Here is a 21,068-nt window from a genome sequence, read left to right on the forward strand (position 1 = left end):
TGTTCGGCATGACTGTGACGACGCGCACATTGGGCCGCAGCGGCATCGAGGTCAGCGCCCTGGGCATGGGCTGCTGGGCCATCGGCGGGCCGTTCTGGGGCGGGACCCAGCCCTTCGGATGGGGCGAGGTCGACGACGACGAGTCGGTGGCGACGGTCCGCCGGGCGGTCGAGCTCGGGGTGACCCTGTTCGACACATCCGACGCGTACGGCACCGGGCACAGCGAGACGATCCTGGGCCGCGCGCTAGCCGGGCGCCGCGACGAGGTCCTCATCGCGACCAAGTGGGGCAACACCATCGACCCGGCCACGCGGCAGCTCACCGGCAGCGACCCGTCGCCTGAGTACCTGCGCCGGGGGCTCGAGGGGTCGCTGGCGCGGCTGGGCACCGACTACATCGACCTCTACCAGCTGCACCTCAACGACCTGCCGATCCCCGTGGCGAACGAGCTGCTGGGCACGCTGGAGGAGCTGGTCGAGGAGGGCAAGATCCGCTGGTACGGCTGGAGCACCGACCACGCCGACCGCGCCGCCGCGTGGGGCGAGGCCGGCCCGCATTGCACCGCCGTCCAGCACGCCTTCAATGTCCTGCACGACGCCGCCGAGGTGCTGGCCGTGTGCGAGGAGCACGATCTGGCGAGCCTGAACCGCAGTCCACTCGCGATGGGCCTGCTCACCGGCAAGTTCACCGCATCGTCGACACTCGGGCCGGACGACGTCCGCGGCCTCGCGCCGGACTGGCTCTCCTACTTCCGCGACGGCCGGCCGGTGCCGCTGTGGCTGGACCGGGTCGCCGCGATCCGGGAGGTGCTGCGCAGCGGCGGACGGACGCTGGCGCAGGGGTCGCTGGCGTGGATCTGGGCGCGCAGCGGATCGACGATCCCGATCCCCGGCTGCCGGACCGTCGCCCAGGTCGAGGAGAACGCCGGCGCACTGGCCCACGGGCCGCTCACCCCGGCCGAGCTGGCCGAGGTCGAGCGGCTGCTGGCGGACCTGCGCGCCGAACCGGCCGGCGCGATGTGACGCGCGGCCAGGCGGCGTCAGCCGCCGATGACCTGCCGAACCTCCATCGCCCACCGGGAGGCGTCGGGCCAGCGGGCGGCGATGTCGAGCGCCCGTTCCTCCGACGCCACGTCGACGGTGAGGTAGCCGGCGAGGTGCTCCTTGGCCTCCAGGTACGGGCCGTCGGTGACGATCGTGGCGCCGTCACGCACCTTCACCGTCTTCGCCCGCACGGCGTCGACGAGTGCCTCGCCGCCGGCCCACTCCCCCGACTCCTGCAGCTCCTTCATCAGCACGTCGACCTGCCCGAAGATGGCCGACTTCTCATCGTCGGACATCGTCTCGAACGCGGCGGCGTTGTTGTAGATGAGCAGCATGTACTTCACGACGTGACCCTTCGTGCTCCGGCGTCCCCACTGGACACCACTCGTGCGAGACGTCGGAGCCGGCGCCCGCGTCTCGACATCCTCCCCCACCCGTGCCGCGGGTGGGTAACGTCACACGTGACAAGAGAGGGGACCGACATGTTCGAGCAGACGAAGGCCTACAGCGGCTTCTCCGTTGACGACATCCCGCGGGCCAAGCAGTTCTACGCCGAGACGCTCGGCCTCGAGGTCAGCGAGGCGAACGGCATGCTCACGCTGCACATCGCCGGCAGTAACGGGGTGCTCGTCTACCCCAAGGGCGACGCGCACACGCCGGCGTCGTTCACCATCCTCAACTTCCCGGTCGACGACATCGACGCGGCCGTCGACGAGCTCGCCAGCCGCGGCGTCGGGTTCCAGCGGTACGAAGGTATGAAGGCCGACGCGAAGGGCATCCACCGCACAGACGGCCCGCCGATCGCCTGGTTCACCGACCCGGCGGGCAACGTGCTCTCTGTGCTGCAGGAGTGACCCACACACGAAGGATCCGGCTCGCCCCGAGCCGGATCCTTCGTGTCCTGCGGTGACCCGTCCACCCCCGTCACGGGACGAGCGACCCCAGGACGCTGGAGCGCTGCGGCGTCACCTGGCGACCACCACCGCATCCGGATCATCCCCACGCCCGCGCGAGGCGCTCTTCAACCAGCTGAGCGGCCAGCTCTTGCGCGACCTGGTGGGACGCCGCCGCCTGTGCCTGCCCTTCATCGTTCCTCCCTTGTGGGTTGGAATGACCCCCGAGAAGCGGTGACACAGCCGCTCGGGGACCAGTGTCGAGCCGGTCGTCCCGAGCGGGACTCCAGTGTTCTGTTGTGACTCCACTATGACACTCGCTGTTACAGATTTTCAAGAGGAGAAGTAATTTTGTTTGACGCCGCCGGAAGGCTTCTCAAGGCATGATGACAGGTAAATTACTGGCTGTCTTGGCCTAGATCAAGACTGTTGCGGGTCAGTTGCGTGCATTACCGTGGACTCACGGCACTGCCTGCGCCGGAGCACGGCCGGCGTACGAACATCGAGCGGGATGTGAGGCCGATGTCCCCGATCGAAATGACGCGCACGGTGGCCGTGGTCGTGTTCCTGGCAGTGGCCCTGTATTCGGCCGCGCGATTCACGTGGTCGGTGACACGACGCTCGACGAGACCGCGCATCAGCGCGGCCGACGTCCCCGATCTCTCGCACGCGCTCATGGGAGCGGCGATGGCACTGATGGTCAGCCCGGCCGGGCCGGCCGTCCCCGAGCCGCTCGGCATCGCCGCGTTCACGGCGCTCGCCGCCTGGTTCGCCGCCCGCCTCCGCCACGACGGCGTCCTGAGCCGGGCCGCCCTGCCGGCACTCACCGACGGCCGGCACGCCGCCGGGTGCTGTACCCCCAGCCGTCTCGGCGGTCTCGGTCACCGAGACGGGGAGACCGCCGGGCACGGCGGCTACCACCTGCACCACTTCGTGGGCTGCGCGGCGATGGTCGTCATGTACCTGACCGGCCATCGCGCCCTCAGCACTGCAAGCGCGACGACGGCCGCCCTGGCCGGCAGCGGCCCGGCGCCGTCCGACGCGGCCGCCCTGGACGCCCACGGCGCTCTCGGCGCACACGCCGCACTGCCGCCGCTGGCCGCGCTGTGCTGGCTGTTCGGCTTGTACTTCCTGGTGGCCGCCACGTCGTTGGGCTTCCGTGTGGGCGAGTCGGCCGTGCAGCTGACGCACCACACGGCGTCCGGGTTCCCGCCCGCGGCCGCGGCCGCCGCGTCGGCCGCGGCGCCCGCGCCTGCCGCGCGGTTGCTGACCTCGCCGGCCGGCGCCTGCGCCCTCGAGGTCGCCCTCAGCGCCGGCATGGCGGTGGTGTTCTTCAGCGGCCTCTGAGTCTCACCGCGTCCACGTGCCGATACGGTCGACGCCTCCATGACTTACGGTCCCGGCCGTTGTCCCTAACGCCTTGCAGAAAAGTCAATTCCGACATACCTGTACATGACAGGATGATGACTGTATGTTGAGGCATCTCGTCGAACGCGACGAACTGCCTCATCAGGGAGGAATGGGCAATGAGGAGACCCGTCATCCGATCTCTCCTGGCCGGAGCCGCACTCGTGGTGTCCGGTATCGCTGCCACTCCGGCGCTGGCCGGAACGGATGTGACGACGGCGACCACCGGCGGCATCCGGGCGTCCGAGGTCGCGCACCACGAACTGGCGACGACGCGGGCCCAGCAGCGCACCACGGAGGCCTACTGGACGCCCGAGCGCATGCGGGCGGCCATCCCGGCCGACGCCACCCGCGTCGGCACCGCGAGCACTGCCGCGACCACCGCCGCCAAGGCCAAGCCGCGCCCGGCCGCCGTACCGGAGAACCCGCGCCCGCAGCTCGGCAAGGTGTTCTTCACCATCGGCGGCGTCAACTACGTCTGCTCCGGCACCGCCACCAGCAGCGGCAACGGCGACGTCGTCACGACCGCCGGACACTGCCTGCACGAGGGCGACGGCGGCGCGTTCGCCTCGAGATTCACCTTCGTGCCCGCGTACAACAACGGCTCCGCGCCGTACGGCCAGTGGACGGCGTCGGATCTGTTCACGTCCAGCGGCTGGGCGAACAGCGGCGACTTCAACGTCGACGTCGGCTTCGCTGTCATGAACGAGAACTCCTCCGGCCAGAGCCTCACCAGCGTGGTCGGCTCGTACCCAATCGCGTTCAACCTGGCCCGCGGCCTGAGCTACACCTCCTACGGCTACCCGGCGGCCCCGCCGTTCAACGGCCAGCGGCTGTACTCGTGCAGCGGCACCGCGCGCAACGACCCGTCGGGCCTGCAGACCCAGGGCATCCCCTGTGACATGACCGGCGGCTCGTCGGGCGGCGGCTGGATCACGGGTGGCCGGCTGAATTCGGTGAACAGCTACAAGTACAACAACGACCCGAACACGATGTACGGCCCGTACTTCGGCAGCACGGCGCAGTCCATCTACAACGCGGCCGCGGCCGCCTGACGGCCGGCGCACCAAGCCAGCGTCGCTCCACCGGCGAACCCCCGAGCGCCGGTGGAGCGGCGCTGCCATGTGTGCGGACACCCCCGCGGTCCGCACCGACCCGAATGCCGGGTCAGTCCTTCGTGAGGACGGCGCGCAGCTCGGGCAGCGCGGCCAGCTCGGCGTCGACCAGCCGTTCCGCCGTCGTGACGGAGTCGACCAGCGGCTGGCTCGCCAGCGCCGCCACCGCCGCTCGCCGGGAACCGGACCGGGCCGCCGCGATGGTGGCCCTCTCGGTCGCTTTCACCGACGCCACCAGCGCGGCCGCCGCCGGGTCGAGCGCGCCGGCCGCCAGCGGGTGGGCGCCGTTGCTGCCGACGAGGCAAGGCACCTCGACGACGGCGTCTGCGTCGACGCCGGGCAGCGCGGAGCGGTTACGGACGTTGAGCACCAGCGTGGCCCGCTCGTCGGCGGCGATGGCCCGCATGAGCGCGAGCGCGACGCGGTCGTAGCCGCCGCCGTCGAGGTCGGCGGTGTCGCGGTTGCCGACGCCGGCGGCCTCGCGGCTCTCGGCCATGTAGGTGGCCTCGCGCTCGCGCCGCACCTCGTCCCAACGCTCGGCCGCGCCCCCACCGGACGACGACGCGTAGAACCCGGCCTGCTGCTCCAGCAGGAACTCCCCGCGGGTGGCCGGCGCCGCCTGCGCCGACGCGATCGCGTCGCGGGTGAAGTAGTAGTAATAGAGGTACTCGTTCGGGATGGCGCCCAGCGTGCGCAGCCACGGCGCTCCGAACAGCTTGCCCTCCTCGAACGAGCCGAGCGCGTCGTCCGACGCCAGCAGGTCGGGCAGCACGTCGCGTCCGCCCACCAGCACCCGCCGCAGCCAGCCGAGGTGGTTGAGCCCGGCGTAGTCGAACCACGCCGCGCCCATCGGGATGTCCAGCGCGCGGGCGACCCTGCGGAACAGCCCGACCGGGGAGTCGCAGATGCCGATGACGCGGTCGCCGAGCACCGAGCTCATCGCCTCGGTGACCATGCCGGCCGGGTTGGTGAAGTTGATCACCCAGGCGTCCGGCGCCTCCGCGGCGATGGTCGACGCGATGCGCAGCGCCACCGGCACCGTCCGCAGGCCGTACAGCACGCCGCCGGCGCCCGTCGTCTCCTGGCCGAGCACGCCCTGGCCGAGCGCCGTCCGCTCGTCGCAGGACCGGCCCGCCAGCCCGCCGACCCGGATCGCCGAAAAGACGAAGTCGGTGCCGCGCACTGCCGCCGCGAGGTCGCTCTCGACCACCAGCGCCGGGCCGCGGCCACCGGAACGTTCCTCGAGCACCGCCCGCACGGCCTGCACCCGTTCGGCGTCGGTGTCGTGCAGGACGACGGTGTCGACGCCCGACGCCTCGCTCGCCAGGGCGCGGTGCACCAGCGGGACGCGGAAACCGCCGCCCCCGAGGATCGTCAATCTCATACGAGAACCACCTTCACACCGCTCTCCCGAAGTGCGCCGAGAGCCTCGGTGCCCTCGGCCGCATCGGTCACGACGACGTCCAGGGCGTCGGGTCCGCACACGGTGGCGAACCCCGTCCCCGGGAACTTCTCCGCGTCGGCGAGCAGGATGACCTGGTCGGCCGCCGCGATCATGGCCCGGCGCACCGGTACCTCGACCACCGTGGTGTCGACGACGGCGCCGTCGGCGCGCACCCCGCTGGTCCCCATGAACAACTTGCCGGCGCGCAGCTGGCGGACGGCGTCCTCGGTGAGGAAGCCGACCAGCGACTTGTAGTTGCGCCGTACCACGCCGCCGAGCAGGATCAGCTCGATGTCGGGGTCGGGCAGCAGCTCCTCGTACACGGCCATGTTGGCGGTCATCACGGTGACCTTGCGGCCGCGCAGGTGGACGGCTAGGCGGTGCACCGTCGTGCCGATGTCGAGCAGCAGCACATCGCCGTCCTCGACCATCTCCGCCGCGCGCCGGGCGATGGCGTCCTTGGCCTGGTGCGCCTCGGTGGCGACGGCCGCGAACGACGGCTCCAGCGACGGGCTGGCGGCCGCGCCGCCGCGCACCCGGGTGAGCAGTCCCTGCTCCTCCAGCCAGGCGAGGTCGCGCCGGATGGTCGCCTGGCTGACCCCGAGGCGGGTGCCCAGCGTGGTCACCGACACCGGGCCCTCGGCACGGAGGGTCTGCATGATGAGCTCGTATCGGCGCTGCGCAAGCACGGCTGCACCATATCAGTCATCTTCGCTCAATCGAACAGTAGTCGCGCCGAAACGTGAGCAGAACTGAGCGAAATGCCAAGTCCGGGCCAGTGGAGACGCGAGGGATCCATCACAAGCGCTCATATCTTGTCATTTACGCGCAGCCCCACTAGGGTTCGACCCAACCCTGTGGCACACGCATGGGACACAGGGAATGGGGAGGAATGGCCGTGTCCAACATCGCTCGCGACCCGTACCGCGCACCCTCGCGGCACGACCCGCTGGCCGGGCTGCGCCCTGACGGTGGTCCCGAGCTCGACGTCTTCCTCACAGGCACCGTCTTCTTCGACATCATCTTCATCGGCATGGAGGGCCCGCCGAAGCAGGGCACCGAGGTGTGGGCCGACGGCATGGGCTCCAGCCCGGGCGGCGTGGCCAACCTCGCCGTCGCCGCCGCGCGGCTGGGGCTGCGCACCGGCCTGGCCGCGACGTTCGGCGAGGATCTCTACGGCGACTACTGCCGGCAGACGCTCGGCGTCCAGGAGGGCGTCGACCTCACCTACTCGCGCTACGTCACCGGCTGGCACTCGCCGGTCACGGTGTCGATGGTCTACCAGCGCGACCGCGCCATGGTCACGCACGGGCACCGCCCCGAGGCGCTCGACCGCCTGGTCACCCACCCGCCGCAGGCCCGGTCCTGCTTCGTCGACCTGGGTGCCGAGCGGCAGCCGTGGGTCGACTCCGTCACGGCAGCGGGCGGCCGGGTCTTCGCCGACCTCGGCTGGGACCCGGAGGACCGCTGGGACTTCGGCCGGCTGCGCGAGAGCCTGTCCGGCTGCTACGCGTTCTCCCCCAACGCCGTCGAGGCGATGAGCTACACCCGCACCGACAGCCCCGAGGCGGCTGTGGAGAAGCTGGCCGAGCTGGTGCCGCTGGCGGTCGTCACCAACGGCGCCGACGGCGCGCTCGCGTTCGACACGGAGACCGGCCGGCCGGTGAAGGCCGCGGCGGTCCCCGTCGAGGCGCTCGATCCCACAGGTGCCGGGGACGTGTTCGTGGCCGGCCTCATGGTCGGTACGCTGGCCGGCTGGCCGTTGGTGCACAGCCTGCGGCTGGCCAACCTGGGTGCCGCGCTCTCGGTGCGGCACTTCGGCGGGGCGCTGGCCTCGCCGGGCTGGGGCGACATCGCGCTGTGGTACCGCGAGACGGGGTCGAAGGACCCCGCTCTCGCGGGCGACTACGAGTTCCTCAACACGATCGTCCCGGACGACGCCGTCCCGGAGGTGTCGCGGGCCATCGCGACGCTCGGCTTCCGGGCCGGCCGCTGAGGACACCTGGGCACACCGACATTTGCGAAAGGGCCGACTCATGACGCTGTCGATCACGAGGACCAGCACCCGGCACCGCGGAGTGCCGGGCGACACCGATCGGCGACAGGGGGCCGAAGGTCCCCTCGAGCCGTCGGTCCTGACCGTGAGGGGACAGGAGAGCGAGAGCGCTCGTCGCCCGGCGCGACGCTTCCTGTGTATCGGCGCGGCTGCCGCCGTCGCACTGCTGATCGGGGCCTGCGCGCCGGGCGACGACGGTGACGACGCCGACGCGACCGGCGCACCCACCGCGGGCGACGTCGCCACCGATCCGTCCGAGCTGGGCGACGTCACGCTGACGGTGTGGGACCAGGAGGTCCGCGAGGGGCAGACCGAGCAGATCGAGGCGCTCAACGCCGCGTTCGAGGAGGCCTACCCGAACATCACCATCGAGCGGGTGTCGCGCTCCACCGACGACCTGCGCACCACGCTGCGCCTGGCGCTGTCCGGCGAGGACGCGCCTGACGTCGTGCAGGCCAACAACGGCCGCCCCGAGATGGGCCAGTATGTCGCGTCCGGCCTGCTCACGCCGCTCGACGGCTACGCCGAGGGGTACGGCTGGTTCGACCGCTTCCCCGAGTCGGTGCGTGCGCTGGCGTCGTACAGCGAGGATGGTGCGAACTTCGGCGAGGGCGACCTCTACGGTCTGCCGCAGATGGGCGAGATCGTCGGCCTCTACTACAACAAGACCAAGCTCGCCGCGCTCGGCCTCGAGCCACCGGAGACCACCGAGGACTTCGAGGCGGCGCTGCAGGCGGCGCAGGCGGCCGGCGAGGTGCCGATCCAGTTCGGCAACTCCGAGCCGTGGGCCGGCATCCACGAGTTCGGGTTCGTCCAGAACCAGTTCTCCGACGCCGAGACCATCCGCAACCTCGGGTTCGGCCGGCCGGGCTCGTCGTGGACGTCCGACGACAACGTCGCGGCCGCGCAAGCGACCCGCGACTGGGTCGACGCCGGCTATTTCGTCGACGGCTTCAACGGCGTCTCCTATGACAGCGCCTGGCAGGCGTTCGCCCAGGGCACCGGCGTGTTCTTCGTCGGCGGCACCTGGCTGGTCGCCGACCTCACCTCGGCCATGGGCGACGAGGTCGGCTTCGTGCTCCCGCCGGTTGGCGCCAGCGGGCAGCACCTCGTCACCGGCGGCATCAGCATCCCGTGGGCGATCCCGGCCAACAGCGACGCCAAGGAGGCCGCGGCCGCCTACATCGACTTCATCACCAGCTCCGACGCCATGACGGCGGTCACCGAGGCCGGCAACCTCCCGGTCATCGAGGCCGACCAGCAGACCACCACCGGGCTGCAGTCCGAGGTGTTCGCGGCGTGGGCGCAGGCCGGCCAGGAGGACCTGATCGTGCCGTACCTCGACTACGCGACCGAGACGTTCTACGACACCATCACCGTCGCCGTGCAGAACCTCATGGCCGGTCAGAGCGACCCGCAGCAGTTCCTCGACACGCTCGAGGCCGAGTACACCGCGGCTACTGGTAGCTGATGGCGGCTCCGCTGGCGCCCGCCGGGCGGAGGGCACCCGACTCGTTGAGGACGCACAGATCGGCAGTGGTCCGAGGTGGGCGGCCCGGGGAGCCTCGTCGGGTCGCGTACCTCTACATCCTGCCGGCGCTGCTGGTCTTCGGCCTGTTCGTCCTCGTCCCGCTGGTCCGGACGGCGCAGTTCTCGCTCTACGAGTGGAACGGGCTGGGCGCCAGCACGTGGGCCGGGTTGTCGAACTACCGCGACCTGTTCACCGAGCCGCAACTGCGCGGGGCGTTCGTCCACGCGCTCGTGCTGGTCGTGTTCTACGCGGTGATCCCGGTGCTGCTGGGGCTGCTGCTGGCCGCGGCGATGAGCCGGGCGGTGCTGCGCGGCATGGGGTTCTTCCGGGTCGTGCTGTTCCTGCCGCAGGTCATCCCAATGGTCGTGGTGGCCATCGCGTGGCGGCAGATCTACGAGCCGAACGGGCCGCTCAACGACACGCTCCGGTTCGTCGGCCTCGACTCGCTGGCGCGGCCGTGGCTCGGCGACTACACCTGGGCGCTGCCGTCGGTGGGCATCGTCGGCACCTGGGTCGGCACGGGCCTGTGCCTGGTGCTGTTCCTGGCCGGCATGTCACGCATCCCGCGCGAGCTGTACGAGGCGGCCCGGCTCGACGGCGCCGGCGCGCTGCGGGAGTTCCGGGCCATCACGCTGCCGTCGCTGCGCGGTGAACTGGCGGTCGCGCTGACGCTCACCGTCATCGCCGCGCTGAAGACCTTCGACCTCGTCTACGTCATGACCAGCGGCGGGCCGGGCACCGAGACCACCGTGCCGTCGTACCAGGTCTACAACAACGCGTTCCTGCTGGGCCGGGTCGGCATCGCGACGGCGCTGGCCGTCGTGCTGACGCTGGTGGTGTTCGTGGCGACGGTGCTCATCAACCGGGTCGGCGAACGGGGGCAGCGATGATCTCGCGCGGTGAACGGCTGGCGAACTACGCCATGCTGGCGCTGTTCGCGGTGATCGCCGTGTTCCCGGTGCTGCTGATCCTGCAGACGGCGCTGTCGAACGACGGAATAGTTTCGGAGGGTCGTGCCTCTTCTCTTCATTTCGAGAACTTCGCCGACGCCTGGGACCAGGGCCACTTCGGTTCCTACCTGCGCACCAGCGTCGTCGTCGCGATCCTGGTGGTCGGGCTGTCGACGCTGTTCTCCGTGCTGGCCGGCTACGCGTTCGGCACCATGCGGTTCCGCGGTTCAGAGGTGCTGTTCTACGTCATCCTGCTCGGCATCATGGTGCCGGCCGAGGCGCTGGTCATCGCGCTCTATTTCGACATGCGCGAGCTGGGGCTGACGAACACGCTGGTGGCGATCGTCATGCCCCAGGTGGCGCAGTCGACGGCGTTCGGCACGTTCTGGATGCGCGCCTACTTCCGTGGCAGCTCCCGCGAGGTGGTCGAGGCCGCCCGCATCGACGGCGCCGGGCATTGGACCACGCTGTGGCGGATCCTGGTGCCGATGGGCCGGCCGGCGCTGACCACCATGATCGTGCTTGTCTTCATGTGGACGTGGAACGAGTTCCTCATCCCGCTGATCATGGCCACTGACGAAAGCCTGCGCACCGCACCACTGGGCCTGGCGTTCTTCCAGGGCCAGTACACGTCCGGAACGGCGCTGCTGGCCGCCGGCGCGACCCTGGTCGCGCTGCCGGTGATCGTGCTCTACCTGTTCCTGCAGCGTCACTTCATCCGGGGGATGGTCGAGGGCGCCGTCAAGTAGCGCCCGGTTCGTCACAATTCGAGAGGAGTCACCATGCGAGCAGCCATACCCGCTGCTGCAGCCGCCACCGCAGCTCTCCTCGCGGCGACGCTCCCGGCGGTCGCCGCACCGGCCGCATCGGGAACGCCAGCCGCGAGCGCGGACGCCGTCGACCTCGACGTGCTCTATATCGGGGCGCACCCCGACGACGAGGCCGGATCGCTGGCCGCGTTCGGCCAATGGAACGAGTACGACGACATCCAGGCCGGTGTCATCACCGTCACCCGAGGGGAGGGCGGCGGCAACGCCGTCGGCCTCGAGGAGGGGCCGGAGCTGGGCATGCTGCGCGAGGCCGAGGAGCGCCGCGCCGTCGGCAACGCGAGCATCGATAACGTCTACAACCTCGACGAGCTCGACTTCTTCTACAACGCCAGCGCGCCGCTGACCGACCAGGTCTGGGGCGACGACGCGTTGGAGCGAGTGGTGCGCGTGGTCCGATCGACGCGGCCGGAGGTCATCGTCACGATGAACCCGTCGCCGACGTCGGGCAACCACGGCCACCACCAGCAGGCCGCGCGGCTGGCCGTCGAGGCGTACGAGGCGGCCGCCGACTCCGAGGCGTTCCCGGAGCAGCTGTCCGAAGAGGGCCTGTCCACCTGGCGGGTCTCCCGGATCCTCCGCGGCGGCGCCACGGGCACCGGCGTCACCGGTTCGGCCTGCGAGACCACGCCGTACAAGCCGGCCGACCCCACCGACCGCGTGTTCGGCGTCTGGCAGGGCCGGGTGTCCGAGGAGACCGGCGAGCTGTGGGCGCTGCGCGAGCGCAAGTCGCAGTGGGAGTACGTCAGCCAGGGCTGGGCGGTGTTCCCGCCGCCGCCGACCGACCCGCAGCAGAACGGCTGCGACTGGTTCACGCTGATCGCCAGCCGGACGCCATACCCGGCGACCACGGCCGGCCCGACGGCGGCGCTGCAGGGCGCGCTGCTGCCGGCCGAGGGCGGGCTGCCGCTCGGCACCGAGCTGACCATCGACCCGGAGCCGTTCCTCGTGCTGCCGGGAGCGGAGTTCAGCGCGACGGTGCAGGTCAAGGCGCCGGCGAAGCGGCCGCTGGTGCGGCCGTCGCTGTCCGTGACCGGCCCCGAGGGCTGGACGGTGTCGGTTCCGGACGGCGCGCTGCCGCGGCTGATCCGGCCCGGTCAGGAGATCACCGTGGATGTCACGGTGACGCCCCCGGCCGACGCCGCCACGGGCCAGCGGGTGGCACTGAAGGCCGCGCTCGAGGCGGGCGGCGCGTCGGGTTCCAACGAGGCCGCGGTCGAGACCACCCCGGCCGTCCACGCCGAGCTGGCGCAGCGGCCGGAGGCGGAGGTCTTCGCCCAGTGGACCGCCGACCAGGACCTGCCGAAGCTGGAAAGCCTCATCGCGCCGATCGCCTCCGTGGGTGTCGGCCGCACCCAGCCGGTCTCCGTCGACGTCAGCAACGACGGCATGGCGCCCGCGTCCGGCTCCGTCACGCTGGACCTCGCCGACGGCTTCAGCGCGTCGCCGGTGTCCGCGTCGTTCTCGGACCTGGCGCCGGGCGAGTCGACGACGGTGACGTTCTCCGTGACGAACGAGAACACGTCGCTGCCGACGTCCAACCGGGCGCCGAACGGCGGGTACCCGTTCCAGATCGTCACCGAGTCCGGCTCCAGCGCGGACACCTCGAACGCCGTCCTCGAGCTCGTGCCGAGCACGACGATCCCCGACGTGTCCACCGCGCCGGTGGTCGACGGCGTCGCGGGCGAGGGCGAGTACCCGGGCGAGGCCATCGACTCCTCGACGATGTGGGAGGGTCAGGCGGTGCCGCCGGCGGACGCCTCGTCCACGACCCGGCTGAGCTTCACCGACGACGCGCTCTACGTGCTGGTGGAGGTCACCGATGACACCCTGGGCACGGTCCTGCCGCTGGAGGACTGCAAGCGGCACTGGCGCACCGACTCCGTCGAGATCACCGTCGACCCGCGCGGCACATCGTCGAACACGTCGACGACGTTCAAGACCGGCATCTTCCCGACGACGGTCGAAGGCGAAGCGTGCTTCCAGCGCGACGCCGACAACCGTCAGGGCCCGGGAGCCGAGACCGCACCCGGCATGGAGGTCGCCGCGGTGATGGGCGCCGCCCGGACTCAGAACGGCCACACCAGCAGCTGCGGTTCGTGCGGTTGCGCGGCCTGCACCGGCGGCGCGACGGCGGCCGAGGGCTACACGGGGTACACCGTCGAGGCGAAGATCCCGCTCGATGTGCTGCCGGACAACGTCGACCCCGAGCGGATGGGGTTGAACGTACTGGTCTACGACTCCGATACGCAGGACAAGACCGGCCAGACACGGATCGGTTGGTCCACGTTCAACGGGGTGCAGGCCGACCCGTTCCGGTGGGCGCTGGCGACACTGCCTGGGTTGGCCGACGCCGGTTCCGACCCGGTCGCGCCGATCATGCCCGACACCGCCGCGCTGAGCGTCGACTCGCCCCAGAGCATCGCCCAGTCGGCCGTCGACGGCGTCGGTCTGGGCGGCGGTCCGGAGCTGCCGGCGGGCACGGCCGCGATCACGTCGGCTCGCGCGTCCGGCGACGAGGTGGAGGTGCGGCTGCGCACCCGCGAGTCCGGCCGCGCGAACGTCTTCCTCTGGGACGGCGAGAGCGTGGCGGGCTCGGTGTCGGTGGAGGTCGGCTCCGGCCAGACCACCGTCGACGTGCCTGTGACCGGCGGCTCCGGTGAGCTCACCGCGCTGGTCGCATTCATCACCGACGACGGCACGCTGGCCCTGGCCGAGCCGGTCGGCTGACGACCGCTAGTTGATCAGGTTGAGCACCACCAGGATTACCCGAGCCTCAACACGATTGCAGGCGTGTTGAGGCTCGGGTAATCCTCATGACGGCCAACCCCCTCCGCCGCACTCGCGGTCGCCGCCTTCGAACGCGAGGACGCCGCCGTCGTGCTGACCGGCCGCGACACCGTCGACGAGTTCGGCGCCACCGTCACGCCGCGCCGCCAGGACGAACGCCGAACGGACCGCCACTCGGGCCTGCCCCCGGCGAGCGTGGCGAACGTGATCGTCCACGCCGTGACCAGCCGAAACCCCGCACCACGGCGCGTGATCGGCCGCGACGCCCGCGCCGTCGCCGTCCTGACCCGCCTGCTCCCCCACCGCCTGATCTACCGCCTGACAGCCGCCCGCTAACTCCCCCCGGTCGACGCGGAGGCCGACCACCCGCCCCCACGCAACAGCACCCCAGGCTCACGGAGCAGTCAGCGCAAGAGCCGGCGCCAGTCGCGCCGCTCGGACCGCCGGATACAGCCCGGCGAGCGCCCCGATGAGCAGCGTCGCGCCGATCCCACCGCCCATGGCCCACGCTGGCACCACGACGGGCCAACCCTGCGCGGTCGCGTAGCCCGCCGTGACCGCGATGCCGGTCAGCACCCCGCCCACGCCGCCGAGGGCGGACAGGAGCAGCGCCTCGAAGACGAATTGCAGCCGGATCTGCCCGCGGGTGGCGCCGAGCGAGCGCCGCAGCCCGATCTCGGCGCGCCGTTCCAGCACCGAGATGACCATGGTGTTGGCGACGCCGACGCCGCCGACCAGCAGGGCGACGGCGCCGAGGCCGAGCAGCAGCGCGTTCAGGGTGCTGTCGGCGGCGGCCTGGGCGACCAGCGCGTCGGACGGCCGGGCGACGTCGACCTCGTTGGGTGCCTCCGGGTTCGCCGTCGCCGCCAGCACCTGTTGGACCGCGCCGACAGCGTCCTCCATGGCCCGCGCGTACACCGTCGTCGGCAGGCCGTCGAAGCCGAGCAGCGACTCCGCGACCGGCCAGCCGACCAGGGCGGCGGTGTCCAGCTCCGGCGCGAGCGGCACCGGATCGAGCACGCCGACGACGGTGAACCACTGGCCGCCCAGGTAGACCGTCTGCTCCGGCCCGGCCGCGCCCACGCCCAGCCGGTCTGCCGCCGTCGCACCCAGCACGACTGCCGGGTACTGCGCCGTGGCCGTGTCGAGGAACGCGCCACTGGACACCGTCGCCCCGACGGTGTCGAGCAGGCCAAGGTGGGCCGCGAGGACGGCGAGGCTGTTGGTCTCGCCGGGCAGGACGAGGTCGTTGCGGTAGACCGCGGTGTCCGGGACGACCGCGCTCGCCGCCACCGACATCACCGGCCCGATCTGCCCGATCATGCCGACGGACTCGGGCGGCAGCTGCGCGTCGTCGCCGAACAGGTCCTGTCCCGGACCGACCGAGAGGAGGTTGGTCCCGAGCGCGTCGAGCTGACGCTTCAGCTCCTCGCGGCTGGACGTGGAGATGCCGACGACGGCGATCATCGCGGCGATGCCGATGGCGATGCCCAGCGCGGACAGCACCACCCGGGTGGGCCGCGACCGCAGTCCGGCGCCGCCGATGTGGACGACGTCCGCCGGCCGCAGCCGGGCCGGCCGCAGCGTGCCGGCGGCGCTCATGGCGTCACCCGCTCGATCCGCCCGTCGCGCATCTCGACCCGGCGCGGTAGCCCGGCCGCGATCTCCCGGTCGTGGGTGATGATCACGACGGTGGTGCCGGCCGCGTGCAGCTCGCGCAGCAGCGTCATCACCCCGGCGCCCGCGGCCGAGTCGAGGTTGCCGGTCGGCTCGTCGGCCAGCAGCAGCCGCGGCCCGCCGACGACGGCGCGGGCGATGGCGACCCTCTGGCGCTCTCCGCCGGACAGCTCGTGCGGCCGGTGCCGCAGGCGATGCGCGAGCCCGACCCGCTCGAGCGCCTCCTCGGCGCGTCGCCGTCGTCGTGACCTCGGCGCGCCGGCGTACAGCAACCCGTCGGCGACGGTGTCCAGCGCGGCCACGCCCGAGGTCAGGTGGAACTGCTGGAACACGAAGCCGATGGACCGGGCCCGCAACGCGGACAGCTGCCGGTCGCTGAGCCCGGCCACGCGGTGCCCGGCGATGCGCACCTCGCCCGACGTCGGCCGGTCCAGAGTGCCGATGACGTTGAGCATCGTCGACTTCCCGGATCCGGATGGCCCGACGATGCCGACCAGCTGGCCCGCCTCGACGGTCAACGTCACGCCGCGGACCGCGGGCACGCCGCCGGGGTACGTCTTGGCCACGTCGTGCAGTTCGACGATGCTCATACTGGCACCCCCACGACGGTGCCGTCCTCGATCCCGGCCCCGCTGACCTCGACCAGGCCGGACGCGAACATGCCGGTCTCGACCGGGACGAACTCGGTCTGCTCGCCGTCGACCACCTGGACGGCGTAGCCGCCCTCGGCCAGCGCGACCAGCGCGCCCACCGGGACGGCCAGCACGTCCTGCGCCTCGGCCGCGACCAGATCGACGTCCACCGGCGCGGAGTCCAGCGCGCCGGCGGCGGCCGGGTCGGCCAGCGCCACGGTCACGCTGATGGTCGTGGTGCTGGTCTCGGGGTCGCCGGTGTCGACGGCCGTGGCCACGGGGCTGACGGCGGACACCGTCGCGGCCGTGGTGGAGCCGTCGGGCAGCAGCACGGTGGCCGGCGTGCCGGGCGCCACCAGGTGCTGCTGCGCCGGGTCCAGCCCGACGACGACCGCGGGCGTGGTCCCGGTGTACGTGACCACCGACTCGTTGCCGCCCTCGCCGCCGCCGAGCGTGTTGCCGACGGCCAGCGTCTGCAGCGCGATCCGGATGTCGGCCGGCACGACGACGATCTGCTCGACGCCGACGGTCCCGGTCTCCTCGACGCCGAGGTCGTCCTGCCACTCCTCCACCGCGTCCGCCGTCGACCACGTGTACTCGTCGTCGACGGTGAACCCGGTGTAGCCGAGCGCGGCCAGCGCCTCCTCCAGCTGCTGGACATCCGGCCCGGTCACGCCGGGTTCGAGCGGCCGGTACGGCGGCACCGTGCCATGGATCAGCACGACCGGGTCGCCGTCGACCGCGTAGACCGGCTGCCCCTGCCCGACGACGGCGCCGGGCGCCGCGATCCAGGTGAGCGTGCCGCTGTTGGACTTCGCCGGCAACGCGACCGGAGTGCCGTACCCCAGCACGCCCGGCACCTGCACCGTCTGCACGAGGTCGGTGGTGGTGACCGTGGCCGTGGCCGGCGGCAGGCCGTCGGGCGCCGGGCTGCCGGACGGCGAGCCGCCGCCGATCCCGCGGGCGGCCAGGGCGCCCGCGGCGATCACCGCCGCCACGCCGAGGGGCACCAGGACCCGCCGCGGCGTCACTGCCCGCCACCCGCGGGCAGGACGTCCTGGCAGGCCTCGAGCGCGCCTTGGAACGCCGGGCTGGTGCGGTCGATCCCCTCGAACAGGCCCTCGCCGCCGGGCTGCGGGTCCGGGAACTCCGGCAGCCCGTTGTCGCGCATGCACTCGGCGAACGCCTGGTACTGCTCCAGCTCGGCGGAGTCCGGCTCGGCCAGCGCTCCGCCGGGCAGCAGGTCGGCACACGCGTCCATCGCCTCCTGGTAGGCCGGCGAATCCGAGTCGACGCCGTCGCCCACCTGCGGCCGGCCGGTCGTGGGATCGGGGTCCGCCATGTCGATCCCGTGGTCGCGCATGCACTCGGTGAACGCCAGCGGCCCCGGTTCCGCGCTCGGCTCGGTGCCCGCATGGGTGCCCGGCTCGCCGCCGCCGGTCGTGGGTGGCGCGCTGGGCGCGCCGGTCTCCACCGTCGCGACCTCCGGCGCGTCCTCGCCGTCGCTGCAGGCGCTCAGCCCGCCCACGCCGAGCAGCAGGAACGCCAGCGTCATCGTCGTGCGTCGATTCATCGCTCGTCTCCTCCGAAGGGTTCGGCACCGGCCTTCGCCGGCCGGTCGTCCCTCCACTGAAGCGAGCGGCCGGTAACCTCAGCGTGACCACGCTCCCGCTGGTTACGCGGGGGTTATTCACGATGCGTGATGATGAGGTATGCGCATCCTGGTGGTCGAGGACGAGCGGATCCTGGCCGACGCGGTGGCCGAGTGGCTGCGGCGCGAGTCGTTCGCTGTCGACGTCTGCTACGACGGGGACGCCGCGCTCGAGCGGCTCCCCGTGCACGCGTACGACGTCGTCGTGCTCGACCGCGACCTGCCCGGCACGCACGGCGACGACGTGTGCCGGTGCATCCTCTCGTCCGGTGCGGAGTCGCCGCGGATCCTCATGCTGACGGCCGCGGCCGGGGTCCGCGACCGCGTCGGCGGGCTGGGGCTGGGCGCCGATGACTATCTGACCAAGCCGTTCGCGTTCGCGGAGCTGTCCGCTCGGGTGCACGCGCTGCTGCGCCGCGCCCGGCCGGCCGCACCGCCGGTGCTCGAGCGCTCGGGGATCCGGGTCGACCCCGCCCGCCGCGAGGTTTCCCGCGACGGCCGTCCGGTCGCGCTGGCCAACAAGGAGCTGGCCGTGCTGACCGAGCTGCTCCGGGCCGACGGCGCCGTGGTCAGCGCCGAGCAGCTGCTGGAGAAGGCATGGGACGAGAACATCGACCCGTTCACGAACGTCGTGCGGGTGACGATGATGAAGCTGCGGCGCAAACTCGGCGACCCGCCGGTGGTCGAGACGGTGGCCGGCGCGGGATACCGGCTGCCGTGACGCGCTGGACTTTGCGGCTGCGGCTGACGACGCTGTACGGCGGGCTGTTCGTGCTGGCCGGCGCGCTCGTGCTGGCCGTGACGTACCTCCTGGTGCGGCAGAGCCTGGAGTCGATCACCGACCCGGACCGCGAGGAGTCCGACCTCGCCGCCCTGCGGGCATCCGCCGCCGTGACCGGCAACGTCGACGAGGTGATCACGCAGGTGCAGGCCCAGCAGGACGCCCTGCAGGACGCCGCGCTGGACTCGCTGCTCACGCAGGGCGCGCTGGCGCTGCTGGCCGTTGGCATCGTGGCCGCGGCCGCCGGCTGGCTGGTGGCCGGGCGGGCGCTGCGCCCGCTGGTCATCATCACCCGTACCGCACGCCGCATCGCCCGCGGCGGCGGCGTCCGTGGCCTGCACGAGCGCATCGCGCTCAGCGGCCCCGACGACGAGGTGAAGCGGCTCGCCGACACCTTCGACGACATGCTGGAGCAGCTGGACCGCTCCTTCGACGGGCAGCGCCGGTTCGTGGCAAACGCCTCGCACGAGCTGCGCACCCCGCTCGCCCTCAATCGCGCACTGGTCGAGCTGGCGGTGACGCAGCCCGGCGCGGCCGAGGAGACGCAGCGGCTGGGCGCGGCGCTGCTCGCGGTCAACCAGCGGCACGAGCGGCTCATCGACGGCCTGCTCACGCTGGCCGACAGCGAGCACGCGGTGGCCGAGCGGCCCCCGGTCGACCTCGCCGAGGTCGCCGCGCACGCGTGCCGGTCGGCCGGGCCGGATGCCGCGCTGGCCGAGGTGACCCTGCGGGCCGGCCCGCTGAACCCAGCCCCGACGTCCGGCGACCCCGTGCTGCTGGAGCGGCTGGCGCACAACCTGATCGAGAACGCCGTACGGCACAACGTGGCCGGCGGCTGGCTGTCGGTCACGACGGGAACGGCGCCCGACGGGGTCCGGCTCACCGTCGCGAACACCGGCACCGAAGTGCCGGAGTACGAGGTCGAGGCGCTGTTCCAGCCGTTCCGCCGGCTCGGCGACCGGCGCGCCGGCCCGGACCGCGGCTTCGGCCTCGGCCTGTCGATCGTCCGGGCCGTGGCCCGGGCACACGGCGGCGACGCGACCGCCGCCGCCCGGCCGGGTGGAGGCCTGACGGTCACCGTCTTCTTGCCGATGCGCCCCGGCGTTCGTTGAGGTGCTGCGGCGTGGGGACGTGTGGTCGTCCTTGCGCGTCCGGTTACGCTCGCGGGCATGGCGCTGGCGTACGAGACCCGCGGCGAGGGACGGCCACTCGTCGTGTTGCCGTGGTTCGGACTGGACCGGAGCTCGGTGGTCGCGGCGTTCGAGCCGATGTTCCGCGGCCGGACCGGGTGGCGGAGGGTCTACGTGGACCTGCCCGGCACCGGCGCGTCGCCGGGCGGTGAACCGACGTCCGACGCGGTGTGTGCGGCCGTCGTGGAGTTGCTGGCGGCGCCGGCAGGACCTCGTCGCCGGGTATGCCGACCAGTTCGCCGCGCTCGAGCGCTATCCGGACGGCGCCTTCGCCGTCGTGCCGGACGCCGGGCACTATCTGCCGTTCGAACAGCCCGCCGTGTTCGCCGACCTCGTTGGGCACTGGCTGGCCAGGCTGCCGTGATCACCGGCCGGCGAGGCGGTCCAGCCACTGTTCGAGCAGGGCGCGCTCGGCACCGGTGAGCACGCCGGCGCCGTCGTCCGCGGTCCGCAGCGCCTCGCGCAGGGCGCCCGCCTGGGTGGCTACCGGGTCAGCGGCCACCGCCGGCGGGTCCGCCGTCCCCGCGACCACGGTACGCAGCACGCTCTCCCTGGCCAGCTCGGACAGCGACAGGTCGCGCTCGGCATCCGGGGCCGCGATGAGGGTCAGCACGACGCCGACGGCGGTGGCGTGGGTGAACTCCGCGGCCCGCTCGACGCTCATGGTGAGCCGGCCGGTGGCGGCGACCCGGCCGAGGAGCCGGCGGAGGATCGCGGTGGCGTCCCGGCCCGCGGGCGAGGCGCCGGCCGCCCGGGCGTTGCCGTACATCAGCACGTAGAACGCCGGCCGCGTGAGGCCGAACTCCACATGCTGGTCCCAGCCGCGACGCAGATCGGCCACGGGGTCGTCGGTCTCGTTCAGGGTCTGCTTGCCGCACAGATACTGCTCGAAGCCGTAGGCCGTCACCGCGTCGAGCAGGCCGGTCATGTCGCCGAAGATCCGGTAGAGCGTGGGCGCCTGCACGCCCGCCGCGGCGCTCACCGCCCGAGTGGACACGGCCTCTCGGCCCTCGCGTTCCAGCAGGCCGGCGGCCGCGCGCACGATGCGGTCGCGGGTGTCGCCACTGTCGGCCGGAGTCAT

General features: G+C 72.2%; 21 protein-coding genes. 13 read left to right on the forward strand and 8 right to left on the reverse strand.

From position 1 onward, the window contains the following. Positions 1 to 8 precede the first annotated feature (8 nt). Positions 9 to 1,022, forward strand: coding sequence for an aldo/keto reductase (locus tag E1262_RS20760; protein WP_132105110.1), 1,014 nt, complete (start codon positions 9 to 11; stop codon positions 1,020 to 1,022). A 17-nt stretch (positions 1,023 to 1,039) separates the two neighbouring features. Here E1262_RS20760 and E1262_RS20765 read toward each other — a convergent pair whose 3' ends face one another. Then, positions 1,040 to 1,378 (reverse strand): YciI family protein, encoded by a 339-nt coding sequence (locus tag E1262_RS20765; protein WP_238993003.1) that lies wholly within the window; start codon positions 1,376 to 1,378, stop codon positions 1,040 to 1,042. A gap of 147 nt (positions 1,379 to 1,525) precedes the next feature. Between E1262_RS20765 and E1262_RS20770 the strand changes: the two genes are divergently transcribed. The 3 genes from E1262_RS20770 to E1262_RS20780 all read left to right on the forward strand — a co-directional run bounded on the left by E1262_RS20770 (position 1,526) and on the right by E1262_RS20780 (position 4,398). Further along, the gene (locus E1262_RS20770; protein ID WP_132105114.1) at positions 1,526 to 1,897 is read left to right on the forward strand and encodes a VOC family protein; all 372 of its coding nucleotides are present in this window, start codon (positions 1,526 to 1,528) and stop codon (positions 1,895 to 1,897) included. Between the two features lie 561 nt (positions 1,898 to 2,458). Next, positions 2,459 to 3,283 carry a DUF5134 domain-containing protein gene (locus tag E1262_RS20775; RefSeq protein WP_132105116.1) on the forward strand — a complete coding sequence of 275 codons (825 nt, stop codon included), beginning with the start codon at positions 2,459 to 2,461 and terminating at the stop codon, positions 3,281 to 3,283. A 179-nt stretch (positions 3,284 to 3,462) separates the two neighbouring features. Continuing rightward, positions 3,463 to 4,398 carry a trypsin-like serine peptidase gene (locus E1262_RS20780; protein ID WP_132105118.1) on the forward strand — a complete coding sequence of 312 codons (936 nt, stop codon included), beginning with the start codon at positions 3,463 to 3,465 and terminating at the stop codon, positions 4,396 to 4,398. 112 nt (positions 4,399 to 4,510) lie between these two features. On the opposite strand, the gene E1262_RS20785 is transcribed toward E1262_RS20780, so the two are convergent. Continuing rightward, positions 4,511 to 5,842 carry a family 4 glycosyl hydrolase gene (locus E1262_RS20785; protein WP_132105120.1) on the reverse strand — a complete coding sequence of 444 codons (1,332 nt, stop codon included), beginning with the start codon at positions 5,840 to 5,842 and terminating at the stop codon, positions 4,511 to 4,513. Continuing rightward, positions 5,839 to 6,591 carry a DeoR/GlpR family DNA-binding transcription regulator gene (locus tag E1262_RS20790; protein ID WP_132105122.1) on the reverse strand — a complete coding sequence of 251 codons (753 nt, stop codon included), beginning with the start codon at positions 6,589 to 6,591 and terminating at the stop codon, positions 5,839 to 5,841. Before E1262_RS20790 ends, E1262_RS20785 begins: the two co-directional genes overlap by 4 nt. A gap of 203 nt (positions 6,592 to 6,794) precedes the next feature. On the opposite strand from E1262_RS20790, the gene E1262_RS20795 reads away from it, so the two are divergent. From E1262_RS20795 to E1262_RS20820, 6 genes are all read left to right on the forward strand, one after another. Beyond that, the gene (locus E1262_RS20795) at positions 6,795 to 7,898 is read left to right on the forward strand and encodes a PfkB family carbohydrate kinase (protein ID WP_132105124.1); all 1,104 of its coding nucleotides are present in this window, start codon (positions 6,795 to 6,797) and stop codon (positions 7,896 to 7,898) included. Between the two features lie 145 nt (positions 7,899 to 8,043). After that, positions 8,044 to 9,429: an extracellular solute-binding protein gene (locus tag E1262_RS20800; protein ID WP_203454117.1), complete on the forward strand. Its 1,386-nt coding sequence runs from the start codon at positions 8,044 to 8,046 to the stop codon at positions 9,427 to 9,429. A gap of 65 nt (positions 9,430 to 9,494) precedes the next feature. Next, positions 9,495 to 10,379 (forward strand): carbohydrate ABC transporter permease, encoded by an 885-nt coding sequence (locus tag E1262_RS20805; protein WP_203454119.1) that lies wholly within the window; start codon positions 9,495 to 9,497, stop codon positions 10,377 to 10,379. Next, positions 10,376 to 11,188, forward strand: coding sequence for a carbohydrate ABC transporter permease (locus E1262_RS20810; RefSeq protein WP_132105130.1), 813 nt, complete (start codon positions 10,376 to 10,378; stop codon positions 11,186 to 11,188). The genes E1262_RS20805 and E1262_RS20810 overlap by 4 nt, the downstream gene beginning before the upstream one ends. A gap of 33 nt (positions 11,189 to 11,221) precedes the next feature. Beyond that, the gene (locus E1262_RS20815) at positions 11,222 to 13,996 is read left to right on the forward strand and encodes a sugar-binding protein (RefSeq protein ID WP_132105132.1); all 2,775 of its coding nucleotides are present in this window, start codon (positions 11,222 to 11,224) and stop codon (positions 13,994 to 13,996) included. Positions 13,997 to 14,146: 150 nt separating this feature from the next. Continuing rightward, the gene (locus E1262_RS20820; protein ID WP_132105134.1) at positions 14,147 to 14,392 is read left to right on the forward strand and encodes a Rossmann-fold NAD(P)-binding domain-containing protein; all 246 of its coding nucleotides are present in this window, start codon (positions 14,147 to 14,149) and stop codon (positions 14,390 to 14,392) included. Positions 14,393 to 14,449: 57 nt separating this feature from the next. Here E1262_RS20820 and E1262_RS20825 read toward each other — a convergent pair whose 3' ends face one another. The 4 genes from E1262_RS20825 to E1262_RS30445 are packed head-to-tail and all read right to left on the reverse strand — an operon-like array spanning position 14,450 to position 17,938. After that, entirely contained in the window at positions 14,450 to 15,658 is a 1,209-nt protein-coding gene (locus E1262_RS20825) for an ABC transporter permease (protein WP_132105136.1), read from the reverse strand. Beyond that, on the reverse strand, positions 15,655 to 16,323 hold the full coding sequence (locus tag E1262_RS20830; protein WP_132105138.1) for an ABC transporter ATP-binding protein: 669 nt from the start codon (positions 16,321 to 16,323) through the stop codon (positions 15,655 to 15,657). Before E1262_RS20830 ends, E1262_RS20825 begins: the two co-directional genes overlap by 4 nt. Further along, entirely contained in the window at positions 16,320 to 17,396 is a 1,077-nt protein-coding gene (locus tag E1262_RS20835; protein WP_162606013.1) for a peptidoglycan-binding domain-containing protein, read from the reverse strand. Before E1262_RS20835 ends, E1262_RS20830 begins: the two co-directional genes overlap by 4 nt. Then, positions 17,393 to 17,938 (reverse strand): hypothetical protein, encoded by a 546-nt coding sequence (locus E1262_RS30445; RefSeq protein WP_162606014.1) that lies wholly within the window; start codon positions 17,936 to 17,938, stop codon positions 17,393 to 17,395. The genes E1262_RS20835 and E1262_RS30445 overlap by 4 nt, the downstream gene beginning before the upstream one ends. A 139-nt stretch (positions 17,939 to 18,077) precedes the next feature. On the opposite strand from E1262_RS30445, the gene E1262_RS20840 reads away from it, so the two are divergent. From E1262_RS20840 to E1262_RS20850, 3 genes are all read left to right on the forward strand, one after another. Beyond that, positions 18,078 to 18,737 carry a response regulator transcription factor gene (locus E1262_RS20840; RefSeq protein ID WP_203454120.1) on the forward strand — a complete coding sequence of 220 codons (660 nt, stop codon included), beginning with the start codon at positions 18,078 to 18,080 and terminating at the stop codon, positions 18,735 to 18,737. After that, positions 18,734 to 19,909 (forward strand): sensor histidine kinase, encoded by a 1,176-nt coding sequence (locus E1262_RS20845; RefSeq protein ID WP_132105142.1) that lies wholly within the window; start codon positions 18,734 to 18,736, stop codon positions 19,907 to 19,909. The genes E1262_RS20840 and E1262_RS20845 overlap by 4 nt, the downstream gene beginning before the upstream one ends. A gap of 250 nt (positions 19,910 to 20,159) precedes the next feature. Continuing rightward, positions 20,160 to 20,351: an alpha/beta fold hydrolase gene (locus E1262_RS20850; RefSeq protein WP_132105144.1), complete on the forward strand. Its 192-nt coding sequence runs from the start codon at positions 20,160 to 20,162 to the stop codon at positions 20,349 to 20,351. On the opposite strand, the gene E1262_RS20855 is transcribed toward E1262_RS20850, so the two are convergent. Continuing rightward, a complete protein-coding gene (locus E1262_RS20855; protein WP_132105146.1) occupies positions 20,352 to 21,068 on the reverse strand; it encodes a TetR/AcrR family transcriptional regulator in 717 nt (238 codons plus the stop codon).

The sequence above is a fragment of the Jiangella aurantiaca genome, assembly GCF_004349105.1.
Lineage (GTDB): Bacteria > Actinomycetota > Actinomycetes > Jiangellales > Jiangellaceae > Jiangella > Jiangella aurantiaca.